Below are 13877 nucleotides of genomic sequence, written 5' to 3' on the forward strand. Positions count from 1 at the left end.
TGTCAGTCGTCCGCGAGGATCGACCGCTTCACCTCGTCGGCGTACGCGTCCGCGAGCCGCGTCGGCGCGGGAAGCTTGTAGCCGGCACACAGCGCCTCGACGATCTCCAGGGTAGTCTCCGCCGAGATCCGGTGGCCGGGGCTCACGTACAGGGGGTTGATGCGCCGCTCGTTCGGGTACTGCCGGGACTGGTAGGCGTGGCCGATCACGGTGCCCGCGGGCGCCTCGACGCCGTCGGCGGCGCGGATCGGCGTCGACCACCCCGCGGAGCGCTCGTCGACGGAGGCGTCCGGAACGCCACACAGGAGGCTCTTTGCGACCCCGACGGCGGGGATGTCGAGGAGCACGCCGACGTGCGTGGCGATGCCCGCCTGCCGGAAGTGGATGCGACCCGACCCGTCGAGAACGAGGAGGTCGGGGTCGATGGACAGCGTCGAGAGCGCGTCCAGGATCGGGCCGCCCTCCCGGAAGGCGAGCAGGCCGGGGATGTACGGGATCGAAAGCGGGGAGACGGCGTGGGTCCGCTCGACGATCCGACCGTTCCGGAGGGCGACGACCGCCGAGACGACAGCATCCTCGAGGAACGCCTGGTCGACTCCGACGACGATCGGCGCGGACCGATCGACGTTCGACTGCTCGCCGAGCGTCGACTGCCTGCCCGGGGGAACCGGGTCCGAGTCCGAATGCGAGTCCGAGTCCGAATGCGAGTCCGAGTCCGAATGCGGGTCCGAGTCCGAATGCGAGTCCGAGCCCGAGTCCGAGTCCGAATCCGAACTCGGACCCGGAACGCCAGACGAGAGGTCGAAGGAGTCGTCGATGGCGACGTCGGCAGGAGCCACCTCGAGGGCGTCCTCGAAGACCGCGACGTCGGCGATGTCGCGCTGGAGCGCCTCCATCTCGCCCCGCGAGAGATCGGGATCGGGGAGGAACTCGGGTCGGGCGAGATCGAGGGGGGACCGATCGGGGGACGGAACGGAGGATCGCTCGATCGCGTCGCGCTCGCGGTCGGACATCCTCACCGACCCGGACCGCCCGGTCCGCGGGGACCGCCGGGGCCGCCCGGACCGCCCGGACCGCCGAACCGGAGCTGGCTCGGCGCGCGCATCTCGCCTTTGACGTGTTTCCCGTAGGCGAGCCCGACGAGAAGACCCGCGAGGTGTGCCCAGTGGGCGATCCCGCCGGCCGCGCCGCCGAACCCGAAGAGGACGCTGACGACCGCGAACCCGACGGTCAACAGCCAAAGCGGCATCGGGATGAAGAAGTAGAGGTAGACTCGAAGGTGCGGGTTCAACACGGTGAGCACGCCCATGATCGCCATGATCGCCCCGGAGGCGCCGACGACGCCGGGACCGACGGAGCCGAGGGCGAACCCCATCCCGATCTGGGCGAGCCCGGCGATCACGCCGGCGCCGAGGAACAACGCGAGAAAGCGGTTCGACCCGATCCGTCGCTCGACGGGGGGGCCGAAGAAGTAGAGCACGATGGAGTTGAGCGCGATGTGCGCGAAGTTGCCGTGGGCGAACACCGAGGTGACCCACGTCCAGACGTACTCGAGGTGGTCCGGCCGAAGGACGAAGAGCGACCGGGAGAACTCCTGGCCGACGAATGCCGCCGCCACGAGCTGGGCGAGAAAGGTCGTCCACATCGCGGCGAGGAACACGAACGTGAGGTTCCCGCGGAAGTAGCCGAGCAGGCCGCCCGTCGAGGTCTCGGCGGCGATCCGTCCGCGAACGCGGTCGGTCACGGAGCGAGATCGGTTCGTTCCGGTCCGTGAACCGGACCCGTCCCGCGCGTCCGCGGCGGCCGAGTCGTCGAAGCCGCTGTCGAAGACGCCCGATGGGTCGTCCCACTCCCCGAGGCCCGGACAGTCGTGGTTCTCGGGGAGCCGGTGTTCCGCACAGAACGTCCGTCCACAGCGGCGACACTGGTAGGGGAGGTTCTCGTAGGCACCACACTCGTCGCACGTCGCCATTACCCTCCCGTTGTGGCGGGGCCGGTAAAGCGGTTTGGCTCTCGGTTCCGGCGGAACCGGCTACCGAAGCGATTAAGCGGTGGTGACGCCAACCGCCGGCCATGCAACACCTCATCGTCCGTGGCGACCCCGGCATCCGTCGCGACGCGGTGATCGACTACGAGGGCGAGGAGATGGTCTGTTTCGCCGTGAACCGCCAGGGCGACTGGCACGGCCCCGACGAGCCCCAGCTGTGGTGTACGATCGGCACCGAGGACGAGCGAGAGAGCTTCGAGAAACGCGAGTACGTCCCCCACTGGCTCGAGGTCGAGTCGATCGACGCCGAGGACCTCGAGGTCATCAAGGCCAAAGGCGACCTCGCGGTCTGAACACCACACGCATCGCACCCGGACGCCGAATCCGAAAGTCCCTCTTCTCCCGAAGGCCGCTCAAAACAGCCCGTCGAGGTCCTCGTTGTCGAAGGCCGCGGCGGGGTCGGACCGCTCCTGTTCCAGTTCGTCCGTCTCCCGTGCCGCCTCGCGTGCGCGCTCGAGGAACGTCTCGACGCGCGCCGAGCGTTCGACCCCGCCCAACAGGACGATCGCCGCGATCCGATCCGAGGAGAGCGGAAAGTCGCCGCCACGGACCGCCGCGCTCCCGGTCTCCTCCTCGAGCCACCGTCGCGCCCGCTCGACGCCCTTTCGCGGGATTCGGTCGGGTTCGCCCGCCGCGACGAGCAGGGCGGCGTCCGCCTCCGTCGCCTCCGGAAGGCTGAGCCCGGTCATCACCGCCTTCCTGGTCGTGCTCATCACTGCCGAGATGTTCTCTTCCGCCTCGGGGGCGGCGGTCGCGCTCGCGTAGCCGACCGCCGCGATGCCGCCCGCACGAAGCGTCTGTATCACCTCGCTCGTGTCGACGACCGACTCCGGGACGTCCCGGCCGTCCTCGCCGGTCGCCTCGCCGGCCGCCAGGACCAGCCCGACCCGCCTGGCGAGCTTGCGGTTGATCCGATCGTAGCCGCTCCCCACGCTGTCGTCGGCCGCCCGCCAGGCGTCGTTGTCGACGAGCAGGGTGGCGTCGGCCTCCCGAACGACGGTCTTCAGCGACCGACCCGCGTTCACCTGATAGAGCGCGCCCTCCTCGCGGCTGGGGAGAACGCCGAGCGCGTACACGGGGACGTCGTGGACGCGGCGGAGTTCGCGTACGAGCACGGGTGCGCCACCGGATCCCGTACCGCCGCCCAGGCCGGCGACCACGAATATCGCTTCCGCCTCCGCCGTGATCCGTCCCGACAGCGCGTCGAGGACCTCGGTCGCGTCCTCGTCCATGAGCGACGCCGCGAGCTCGTTGTCGCCGCCGACGCCGTGGCCGTTGACGCGCGACTGGCCGATCAGGAGGGTGTCGATCGGAAGCGACCGGAGGTCGGCCTCGGCCGTGTTGACCGCGAGCGCCCCGCGAACCGCGTCGAAGCCCATCTCGGCGTCGAACTCGGCGAGCGCGGTCGCCACCTTGCCGCCGGCCTGACCGACGCCCACGAGAACGACCTTCATACGGGAACCACCGTGTGACCGATCCATCAAGGTTTCCCCGCACAGCCGAACGAACGTCGAGGATCCAACCGAACGGGCGTCAAACCGGACCGACGTCAAACCGGACCGACGTCAAACCGAGTCGCCGACCGATCCCGCCCCGCAGTTTACATACGGTGACGACACACCGGCCCCATGACCGAACGCGATCCGAACGCGACGCCGACGTCGGCAAGCACCGATCCCGCCACGCATGACAGCAAACCGGCCGAGAGCCGGAAGGGAGGGGACGAAACCGGGAACGCGCCAACGGCGGAGCTGGACGGACACGGGATCGTCGAGCGTGACCGGCTCGCCGACCGCGTCGACGCGATCGAACGGGCGATCGCCGGCGACGGGGACGGTTCGGTGGCGGAGCTCTCCGAACGCGCGGCACTCGAGGGGCGGTTGTCGGATCTGGAGTCGGCGGTCGAGACGGTCGAGGATCGGATCGACGAGATCGACGCCGCGACGCAGGCGGTCCGGGGCTACGTGGGTAGCATCCGCGCGGTCAACCGCGAGGTGGAAAGTCGAGCGGACCTCGCGCTTGCGACCGCGGAGCGCGTCGAACGACGGTGCCGGCCGGCTGCCGGTCACGATTCGTCCGTCGAGTCCCGGAACCCGCCGGCCCGAACCGGCGGGCGGACGGACGGCGGCAGGATCGCGTCCGGGTGCGCCGAACGGGACGAGCGAGTTCGACGGCAGCCCCAGGATCGCGGGGGCGAACCGTCCGACGGATCACGAAGCGACCGGACGACGTCGGAGCCGGACCGGGAGTGCAGTGACCGGCGGCGCCGTGAGCGGACCGCGGATCGGCCGCCAGCGGTCGCCGCCGCGATCCCGAACGGGACGAACGGGACGATCCCCGAGAAGATCGCAAGGGCGCCCGACGTCGCGAAATCGGATCCCGACGTCGATTCGGGGATCCTGGCAAAGCTCCGGAACACGTTGTGATCCGCGCGGTGCTCGCGGTGGCGATCGCGGTCGCGCTCCTCGCGACGACGACGCCCGCGCTCTCGGACGCACGGGAGGACGCAACTCGAACCGAGATGGACCGGATCGCGACCCACGTCGAGCGAACGGGCGCGGATCTGGCGTCGTCGTCGCCGGCGGTCGCGGAGGCCGATCTCGCGCCGCGGTCGGTCCTTCGAGTCCGACTACCGACGGGGTTCGCGAGGCGGACGATCGAGGGGGCGACGATCGGCTGTCGAGCGGACGTGGGACCGAAACGGGGGCCAAAACGGGATGCGGCCGAGGGAGGTGAGGGTTGTGAGTTGGTCCTCGCCTGGCGAACGGACGAAAGCGGCGTGGAGACACACCGGATCCGTGGAGTCACGCTCGCGCCGGAACGATCGCCGATCGAGTTGTCCGCGGACGGGACGTGGCTCCGGCTGGAACACCGCGGACGCGGCGATGGCGACGCCGTCGAGCTACGCGCGATTCGGCCACCGGAACAGGGGGAGGGTCGGATCGAGGTTTAAATCGGATGCCGGCACAGACGGCCCATGACGACGCGCCGGGGACTCTCGGAGGTACTCGAGACGGTCCGCCGCCGATTCGGCGGGGCCGGGTCGCAGGGGAACTCGACCGAACCGCACGGATCGTGCGGGTGTCGGTGGGCGTTCGAGGACGCCGCCGGCTCCGACCCGAACGCCCGAACCGCACTTCGGATCGACGCGAACGGCTGTCCGGGCGACGGAGCACTCGCCGCGTCTTCCGACTGTCGGGCGACGGCGGTTCACGCGCTTGCAGACCGGGACGCCGACGTCGTTCGCGTCACGACGGGGGGACGGGAGTTCGCCTATCTCGATCGGGCGCTGGCGCTTTTGATCGCCGCGGGCCGGTTCGTCGAGCGGACGCGGCACCGGGAACCACGAACCGCCCGGATCGCCGCACGTGATCCGCTTCGAGCCGCGCGGGAGGCGACCGGGAGGGCAGGAGACGTCGAACGCGCGGCCGCGGAGACGGGATTGATCGAGGTGGCAGAGCGGGTCGAGGGATACGCGGACGCGCTCCGTCCGTACGTGTCACCGTCGTTCGCGACCTGTGCGGTCGCGACACGCCTGCCGGAGGAGGCGACGATCGTCGACCGGTGGGAGACGTCGACGGGTGCGACGGTCCGTATCTACGAACACCCCGGCACGCTTCGCAGCTACCACATGACTCCGCCGGAGGCGGAACTCGACGGGAAGGAGATCGGGACGGTGAGCGCCGCGCGGAGCCGCCTGATCGCCGGCGCTGGGAGCGGAAACGGGACTGGAGGAAGACGCGGGAGCGCAAGCGGAGACGGAAGTGGAAGCGGAAGCGGGAGCGGAAGCGGGAGCGGCACCGAACTCGTCGATCGATCCCTCGAACGGGCGATCCGGGCGGTCCGGGGCGGGGACGGGGGCCGGGGCGGAACGCCGGCTGCGGATCTGGCCTCGATCCTCCGTCGACACACACGCGGGTACGGGGTGCTCGAGGACGTCTTCGGCGACCCGCACGTCTCCGATGCGTTCCTGACGCCGCCGGTCGCCGAGACGCCGCTCCGGGTGGTCGTCGACGGTGAGCGACTCCGGACGAACGTGCGGCTGTCGCCGCAGGGGGCCGCGACGCTCGCCTCCCGGCTCCGGCGGGTCTCCGGACGGGCGTTTTCGCGGGCGTCGCCGACCCTCGATGCGACTCTCAAGACGGGATCGGGGCCGATCCGGGTCGCGGCGACGACGCGGCCAGTGAGCGACGGCTACGGGTTCACGTTCCGCCGTGGCGGCGAGGAGGCCTGGACCCTGCCACGGCTCGTCGAATGCGGGACGCTCACCGGCGAGGCGGCGGGGCTGTTGTCGGTGGCGATCGAACGCGGCGTCGCCGGGCTCGTCGCGGGGGGACGGGGCGCGGGGAAGACCGCCACGCTCGGGGCGTTGCTCTGGGAGCTTCCGGCCGGAACCCGCGGCGTCGTGATCGAGGACACCCCGGAGCTTCCGGTGCGGCGGCTCCAAGAAACGGGCCGGGACGTCCAGCGACTCTCGGTCGAGGACCGAGGCGACGCCGGCGAGATCGCCCCGGCGGAGGCGGTTCACACCGCACTCCGACTCGGGGACGGCGCGATCGTCGTCGGCGAGGTTCGCGGCGAGGAGGCCGCCGCGCTCTACGAGGCGATGCGCGTCGGGGCGAGCGGCGAGACGGTCCTCGGAACCATCCACGGGAGGGACCCGCAAGCAGTCCACGAGCGCGTGGTCACGGACCTCGGCGTTCCGGAGGCGGCCTTCGCGAGCACGGATCTTCTCGTACAGCTCGCCGACCATCGCGTGCGGTCGATATCCGAGGTTTCGACCGGACGCGACGGGGCCGTCTTCTCTCGACTCTTCGAGCGGACCGAGGACGGTCTCGTCTCGACGAACCGGATCGAGCAGGGAACGAGCGTGCTCGTGAACGATCTCACGCGGGACGAGGAATCGTACGCGGCGGTTCGGACGCTGATCGGAGAGCGGGCGAAGACGATCGTCGAACAGGCTGGATCGGGCGAGACGTCCGCCGAAGCGGTCTCGAAGACCGTGGCCGAACGGGGGAGACCGGATAGATGATCCGCGAGGCGATATCGGGATCGCGGTCGTGGTGCCGGGAGCTTCGATCGCGGTACTCGCGAAACCAGGGAGCGAACTCGCGAAGCCAGGGAGCGTCCGGTGACTCCGTGAGAGGCGGTGGCGTCGGAACGAAGGCTAACGTCACGGGCGGCGACGGCGGGCACCGAAGTCGAATCGAGAATCCCGGGGTCGACAGACACGAGGAGCTTCGGCGGGCGCTCGCGTTTCTCGAACGCGATCGAAGTCCCGAAGCGATCGAACGCCGGGCGCGCCACGTCGGTCTGCTCGTCGCCGCCGTGGTGATGGTCCTCGCGATCCCCGTCGGCGGGAGCCTCCCCGGCACGTCGACCGCGGCAGTGCTCGGTCTCACGGCCCAGCACGTTCGCCGGCGAACGCCGTGCTGGCTCGCCGAGCTTCGGCGAACGCGGGCACTCGGGACCGCGCCCGGGCTGGTCGGGCGGATCGTGCTTCGAATGCGACTGGAGCCGGCGACGGAGCGGGCCGTCGAGTTCGCGGCCGAGACCGGAACGGGGCCGCTCTCGCGGAGCCTCGCGGACGCCGTTCGCCGGTCCGATTCCCGACCGGGATCCGGGCTTCGGACCTTCACCCGGGAGTGGCAGCCGTGGTTCCCCGCGCTCGAACGGGCCGGTTCCCGGATCCGCGCGGCGGCGGCCGCGCCCGCCGAGCGGCGCGACCGGGGGCTCGATCGGGCGCTCGAGGCGGTCGTCGACGGCACCACGGACCGCATGGCGGCGTTCATCGGCGAGATCCGGGGGCCGGTCTCGGGGATCTACGCCTTCGGAGTGCTGTTGCCGCTCGCGCTCGTGGCGCTGCTTCCGGCGGCTCGCGCGGCCGGGGTGCCGCTCGGAGCTACCGCGATGGTGGCGGCGTACGTCGTGATCCTCCCCGCGACGTTGACCGCTGCGAGCGGCTGGATCCTGTTGCGACGCCCGGTCGCCTTCCCGCCGCCGAGGATCGACGGGACCCACCCCGACGTGCCGGACCGGCGGGGACTTCCGGTTGCCGCGGGCGTTCTCGGAGCGGCGATCGGATGGGCGGTTGGACACGCGCTCGCACCCTGGAGCGCACCGCTCCTCGCGTTCGGCCTCGGGGTCGGTGCCGGGACGTTCCTCCACGTCCGGCCACGCCGGGTCGTGCTCGCTCGGGTTCGGAAGATCGAGGCGGAACTGCCCGACGCGCTCGCGATCGTCGGCGGGCACGTGGCGGACGGAATCGCGGTCGAACGGGCGGTCCGTGACGCGGGCCGGGCGATGGACGGACCGGCGGGCGACGCCCTCGAAGCCGCGTCCCGGCGGAGCCGAACGCTCCGAGTCGACGTTGAGACGGCGCTCCGCGGGACGGCGGGACCCCTCGCGGACGTACCGAGCCCCCGCGTTCGCGGCGCGATCGAGCTCCTCGCGATCGCCGCACGCGAGGGAGCCCCAGCGGGCGACGTGCTCGTCGAGTTCGGAGAGCAGCTCGAGGCGCTTCGAACGCTCGAGCGCGACGCGACGAGACGACTCGCGACCGTCACTCGAACGCTCGCGAACACGGCCACCGTGTTCGGCCCGCTCGTGGGCGGCGCGACGGTGGCGCTCGCCGCGGGAATGGACGGCGGGACGATCGCGGCGGGCGCGTCCCTGGATCCGACGGCCACGGCGGCGGTCGGCGGCCCCGGTGGAGCCGGAGGACTCGGCGGTGAAACCGTTTCTAGAGCGGCGGTGGAACCCGTCCCCGTTCCGGTTCTCGGTCGGATCGTCGGCGTGTACGTGCTGCTGCTGGCGGCGATCCTGACGGGGCTGTCGACGCTGCTCGAGCGGGGACTCGATCCGACGCTCGTGCCCTACCGGATCGCCATCGCGTTGCCGACCGCGGCCGCGACGTACCTCGCGTCGTTCCTCGGCGCAAGCATGCTGTTTTGACGTCGCGAACCTTTATTACCGAAACCGGAACCACTCCGGGCCATGTTCGACGTGCCGATCGACGGGTGGTACGCGTGGGTCGGGATCGCGGGGATGAGCCTCGTGACCCTGGGGATCGCGGCCGGGATGCCGGCAGGTCCGACGCCGGACGCGGTCGGCGTGGCCGACACGATCGATCGCGTGGCGGCCGAAGAATACCCGACGACCGCGGAACACGGACTCGCCGCGGATCGGATCCGGCTCGCGCCGAACCGTATCTCGTTACGGGGGCCGGGGGGATCGACGACCGCGATCATCGAGTTCGCGCCGGTGACGCCCGCGAGCGGGGACGAACGGCTGTCCCGGATCCTTCGAGGGGAGCCGCCCGACAGGGTCTTCGAGTCGCCGGAGGCCTTCTCCGAGGCCGCGAGGGAGAGTCGACAACGGGAACCGCGGTGGCGCTCGGCGCCGACGCGGTTGCGGATCCGGGCGGTTCACTGGGAGGAGGAACGTGTCACGCTCGTCGGATGAGGGCACGGAGGGAATCGTGAACGGAGCCGCACCCTCGGCCGAACCGATCGCTCACGGGCGGATCGACTCGGCCGCTCGCAGGCAGGTCGGATCGGCCGCTCGCAGGCAGGTCGGATCGGCCGCTCGCGGGCAGGTCGAACCGATCGCGGCGCTCGTCGCCCTGCTCGCCGTCGGCGTCGGGCTCTCGCTGTACGCGGGTACGATCGCCTCCGTCGACGCGACCACGGAGAGCCGGGAGACCGCCGACGTCGTGCTCGACCGCGTGCACGACGAGATCACGGTGGCGGGCGTGAGCCATCCGGACCGGCTGGCGGTTCCCGCCGACATCCCGATCAGCGACCGACGCGTCGGCGTCGGACTGTTCACGAGAGAGGGACGATGGCTCGCGGGGAAGCGAAACGCGAGCCGCCCGTATCCGCCGGACGTGACGGTCGTCGAACGAACGGTGAGCGTCCGGATCGCGCCGGGCGAGCAGGTGCGCGGTGAGCTTCGTGCGGTGGTGGCCGAGCGATGACGAGCACCGTTCTCGACGTGGGGCTGTTCCTGCTCTGTGTCTCCGCGAGCATCGTGACCGTTGCCGGGGTCGATCCGGCGGGCGACGGGGGCGGGTATCACGCCGACGACCTCGCGGACCGAATCGCGACCGAAACCGTGACCGTCGAGTACGAGACGGACGACGGCGGCCGCCGTCGCCACGCCACCCTCGCCGAGCATCTGGTGACCGCGGCGACGATCGAAACGGACGGAGGGGAGGGGATAGGTGGGGTGGGTAGGGCAGGTGGAGTAGGGAGGGCGAATACCGGTTCAAACGAATACGTGGACGCCGTCCACGGGACGGTCGAACCGCGTCTCGATCCCGGAACCGCGGTCGTGGTACGTCTCCCGGTTGACGCCGGGGGCGACGATCCGGGCGAAACACGATCAACGGACACGGAGGGAAAAACCGAGAGACGCGGTACGGTGCTTTCGATCGGCGGGTCACCGCCGAAGGCCGCGCGGGTTCGAACCTCGGTCGTACAGGTTCCGGTCGGAGACGAGTGGAGGTCGGCCGGCGCGGAGTCGAGCGGGGGGAACACGGAGACAGCGCGGATCGTCGTCCGCAGGTGGGACGATGGTCCGTCCTAACCGGATGCGCCCGGGCGAGCGCGAGTCGAGGGGTCGCGACCGGATCTCCCTCGCGTCGGACCGGCGGGGTCGCGTCCCGTTCGCGCTCGTCGGCGTGCTCCTGATCGTGACGAGCACGGCGTACGCGAGCGGGCTCGCCGCCACGGACGTGACCGTCGATCGCTCGGTGGAACGGGCGATGGAGCGGTCGAGCGCCGACGCCACGCCCGCGCTCCGGATCGCAACGGCGAACGCGGCACGCTCGGCGGCGGAACGGCCGGTGACCCGGCCGGCGGAGACGGCGGCCGGAGCGGCCGTCAGACCGAACTCCGCCTTCGAGGACGCGCTTCGGATACGGATCGGGGTCGCAGCACGCGAAGCGCTCTCCGCGACCGCCGTCCGGGAGGGCGGCGTCCGCGCCGAGACGACGCTCCCGTTCGGGGAAGAACTCGAGGGGAACGCGGGCCGACTCACCCCGGAGGACCTGGATCGGGTTCGCGACAGGGTGACGATCGAGCCGGTCGCCGACGGGACCGCCCTCGAGGCGACGATCCACGGCGTGCGGACGACCGCCAGGCGGGACGGGCGGGTGGTGGCCGAGCGGACGAGGCCGATCACGGTCGTCGTTTCCGTTCCCGTGCTGGCCGCACACGAACGAACGGAGGAGTTCGAGTCGGCGATGAGTCGAGGCGCCCTCGAGGGCCCCGGCCTCGGTCGACAGCTCACGGCCAGGTTGTACGCGCTGGTCTGGGCGCGCGGGTATGCCCAGCGGTTCGGGGCGCCGGTCCAGAACGTCCTCGCGAACCGACACGTCGAGCTCTCGACGAACACCGGGACGATCGCGGTTCAACGCGGGATCTTCGGCGCGGCCGATCCCGACGCGGCGGCCGGAACGCGGCGGGCGACCGCCCGAACCGGTCTCGCCGATCTGTTGGCACCCACGAGCCTCGACGGGACCGAGTGGAGCAGGACGGTTCTCGACGCGCCGGTTCCGAACGGCGGGGAAATCGATGGTGACGTCGGCGACGTCGGCGACGACGGCGACGGTGACGGCGATCGATCCGATCACGTCCGCGAGAACACGACCGAGAGCGTGTCGGTCGGGCCCGCCGCCGACGCGGCGCTCCTCGAGACGCTCGAGCGATCCGACCCGATCGCCCGGGAGGCCTATCGCATTCGTGCGATCCGGCGGACGGAGGTGAGCCGGACGGGCGGGCGCACCCGGCCGCCGCCGCGATCCGCGCCCGGATCGAACTGGACGTTCCTCGGCGAGCGAACGACGAGCGACGCGACGATCGACGGCGCCGAGGGCTCGTCCGGATTCGATTCCGGCGGCGCGAGGGGATCCGACGCGGGTGGCGCGGGCGGGTTCGACACGACGTCGCGTTCCGTCACGGTCGAGCGGCGGATCGTCCGATACTGGACCGACGGGACGAGCCGACGAACCACCCGCAAGCGGTGGGACGAACGGTATCGCGTCACCGTGTCGGTCGACGGGCGTTACGCGCCGCGTGCCGGCGCACCCGAACGACCGACTGCGCCGACGTTCCGACGCGGCGGGGCGATCGACGGACCGAACCTGGAGTCGACGCCGGAGGCGGCACGCCGCGCGCTCGATGCGGCGGACGTCGACGCGGCGGCGCGGCGCGCGGCGACGGACGGCCCGTCGACGCGAACCACGACCGTCTACGGAGAACGTCCGTCGGACCTCGAGGGATGGATCCGCGAGGACGTCGCCGAACTCCACGAGGAGGTTCGAGAGACGGAGACGACGGTCGATATGCGCGCGGTCGCGGCGGGAACCGCGAACCCGTACGGTCGACTCGCCGCCGAACTCCGCGACCGACGCGGAGAACTGGTCGATGCCCCGGCAACGTACGACGGCGCGTCCGATCGCGCTCGGGTCGCGGTTCGTCGCGCGTACGTCGACGCCGTGATCGCGGACCTCGAGCGGCGCTCGAGGGAGGATCGGAACGCGCGGGACGAACTGGAGAAGGCGGTCGCCGACCGGTCACCCGGCGGATCGACGGCCGGAGGTTCCGACCCGGGAAGCGGCGCGTCGCTCAGTGAATACGTCGCCGCCAGCGGACGGGCAGCCGAGTCCGAACCGTTCGTCGTTGGCGAGTCGGGACCGGCCGGCGGCGTGGCGTTCGAGCCGAACGGGACCCCGGGATACCTCCCGCGGACGAGGATCGGAGAAACGCCCGAAGGAGCCGCGTTCGAATCGGGGACGCGACCACTCGCGACGCGCAACGTGAACGTCTTCACGATGCCGTACGGCGACGTCTCGAGCGGCATCGTCGATCGAGCGTTGGCGTTCGGCGATCGGGTCCCGCTCCCGCGGGCGGCGGGAACGCTCGTCGCCGCTGACCGGACGCTGGCACGCACGTCCGGCGAGTCCGAGGCCGGTACGTCCGGAGACAGACGCGAGACGCTCCGAACACGACGAGACGATCTGGAGGCGGACGTCGCGGAATCGACGATCCGGATCGAGCGTGACGTCGAACGCGACCTGCGAGCCGTGACGTACCTGTCCGCGGTGGAACGTCGATCGGCGATCCGACGCACCCGCGATGAGTACGCGACGACCGGCGAGTTGGCCGCAGCGATGGCGAACGGCGGGTACGCCGGGGCCCTCGCGAGCGAGATCGAGCGGGCGCGCGACGGCGAACTCGCTCGGGGCGAACGGGCCCGTCTGGAGGCCGTCATTCGGACCGCGTTGACGGACTCGATGGCGTCGAAGCGAACGGGCGTCTCGCGGGCGCGAGCCACCGAGGTGGCCGAAGTGGTTCGACCGATCGCCCGGTCGCGGATCGAGTCGGCCGTCGAGGACGGACTTCGAAACGGAGTCGAGGAGGCCGAGATGCGCTGGGGTACGGACGTGACGAAGCAGGTCGGTTCCGGACTCCCGATCACGCCCGTCCCGGGATACTGGTACGCGACGGTGAACGTCTGGCACGTCGAGGTCGCGGGCGAGTATCCGCGGTTCGAGCTGCGGGCGGACGTCGGTCCGCCGGACGAGGAGTTCCGCTACGTTCGATCCGGGAGGCGATCGACGATCGAACTCGAGGGGCGGGAGGTCACGCTCGGACACGCGGAGCCGGTTCGGTTCCGAACGGGAACGACCGTGGTGATCGCGGTCCCGCCGGGACCGCCGGGCGTCGGCGACGTCGACGGCACGTGGTCCGAGGAGTCGAGCGGCTGGCCGTGTCCGGGACCGGACGGCCGCCGGTGTGAGGTCGAGTCCTGAACGACGCATCGA

The 13877-nt window shown here is 71.2% G+C and carries 12 protein-coding genes; 9 read left to right on the forward strand and 3 right to left on the reverse strand.

Annotated elements, in window-relative coordinates; all coding sequences use genetic code 11:
* Window positions 1-2: 2 nt before the first annotated feature.
* Window positions 3-896 carry an endonuclease V gene (locus ACZ5YD_RS08510; protein ID WP_379743062.1) on the reverse strand — a complete coding sequence of 298 codons (894 nt, stop codon included), beginning with the start codon at window positions 894-896 and terminating at the stop codon, window positions 3-5.
* A gap of 119 nt (window positions 897-1015) precedes the next feature.
* On the reverse strand, window positions 1016-1972 hold the full coding sequence (locus ACZ5YD_RS08515; protein WP_379742336.1) for a rhomboid family intramembrane serine protease: 957 nt from the start codon (window positions 1970-1972) through the stop codon (window positions 1016-1018).
* Window positions 1973-2073: 101 nt separating this feature from the next.
* Here ACZ5YD_RS08515 and ACZ5YD_RS08520 point away from each other — a divergent pair, with 101 nt between their 5' ends.
* Entirely contained in the window at window positions 2074-2340 is a 267-nt protein-coding gene (locus ACZ5YD_RS08520) for an HAH_0734 family protein (RefSeq protein ID WP_379742339.1), read from the forward strand.
* A gap of 60 nt (window positions 2341-2400) precedes the next feature.
* Here ACZ5YD_RS08520 and ACZ5YD_RS08525 read toward each other — a convergent pair whose 3' ends face one another.
* Complete coding sequence (locus tag ACZ5YD_RS08525) at window positions 2401-3501, reverse strand: tubulin/FtsZ family protein (RefSeq protein WP_379742342.1); 1101 nt, start codon at window positions 3499-3501, stop codon at window positions 2401-2403.
* A gap of 174 nt (window positions 3502-3675) precedes the next feature.
* Here ACZ5YD_RS08525 and ACZ5YD_RS08530 point away from each other — a divergent pair, with 174 nt between their 5' ends.
* Genes ACZ5YD_RS08530 through ACZ5YD_RS08565 form a run of 8 tightly spaced genes read left to right on the forward strand, consistent with a single transcriptional unit; the run spans window position 3676 to window position 13865 of the window.
* A complete protein-coding gene (locus tag ACZ5YD_RS08530; RefSeq protein WP_379742345.1) occupies window positions 3676-4473 on the forward strand; it encodes a DUF7310 family coiled-coil domain-containing protein in 798 nt (265 codons plus the stop codon).
* Window positions 4470-5000 (forward strand): DUF7311 family protein, encoded by a 531-nt coding sequence (locus ACZ5YD_RS08535; protein ID WP_379742348.1) that lies wholly within the window; start codon window positions 4470-4472, stop codon window positions 4998-5000. The genes ACZ5YD_RS08530 and ACZ5YD_RS08535 overlap by 4 nt, the downstream gene beginning before the upstream one ends.
* A gap of 24 nt (window positions 5001-5024) precedes the next feature.
* Window positions 5025-7079: an ATPase, T2SS/T4P/T4SS family gene (locus ACZ5YD_RS08540; protein WP_379742351.1), complete on the forward strand. Its 2055-nt coding sequence runs from the start codon at window positions 5025-5027 to the stop codon at window positions 7077-7079.
* Window positions 7076-9001, forward strand: a complete 1926-nt coding sequence (locus ACZ5YD_RS08545) for a type II secretion system F family protein (protein ID WP_379742354.1) — start codon at window positions 7076-7078, stop codon at window positions 8999-9001. Before ACZ5YD_RS08540 ends, ACZ5YD_RS08545 begins: the two co-directional genes overlap by 4 nt.
* Window positions 9002-9043: 42 nt before the next feature.
* Window positions 9044-9511: a DUF7283 family protein gene (locus ACZ5YD_RS08550; protein WP_379742356.1), complete on the forward strand. Its 468-nt coding sequence runs from the start codon at window positions 9044-9046 to the stop codon at window positions 9509-9511.
* Window positions 9492-10025: a DUF7285 family protein gene (locus ACZ5YD_RS08555; RefSeq protein ID WP_379742359.1), complete on the forward strand. Its 534-nt coding sequence runs from the start codon at window positions 9492-9494 to the stop codon at window positions 10023-10025. The genes ACZ5YD_RS08550 and ACZ5YD_RS08555 overlap by 20 nt, the downstream gene beginning before the upstream one ends.
* A complete protein-coding gene (locus ACZ5YD_RS08560) occupies window positions 10022-10636 on the forward strand; it encodes a DUF7284 family protein (RefSeq protein WP_379742362.1) in 615 nt (204 codons plus the stop codon). The genes ACZ5YD_RS08555 and ACZ5YD_RS08560 overlap by 4 nt, the downstream gene beginning before the upstream one ends.
* Window positions 10623-13865, forward strand: coding sequence for a DUF7286 family protein (locus ACZ5YD_RS08565; protein WP_379742365.1), 3243 nt, complete (start codon window positions 10623-10625; stop codon window positions 13863-13865). The genes ACZ5YD_RS08560 and ACZ5YD_RS08565 overlap by 14 nt, the downstream gene beginning before the upstream one ends.
* Window positions 13866-13877 lie beyond the last annotated feature (12 nt).

Source organism: Halopenitus salinus (genome assembly GCF_055397165.1).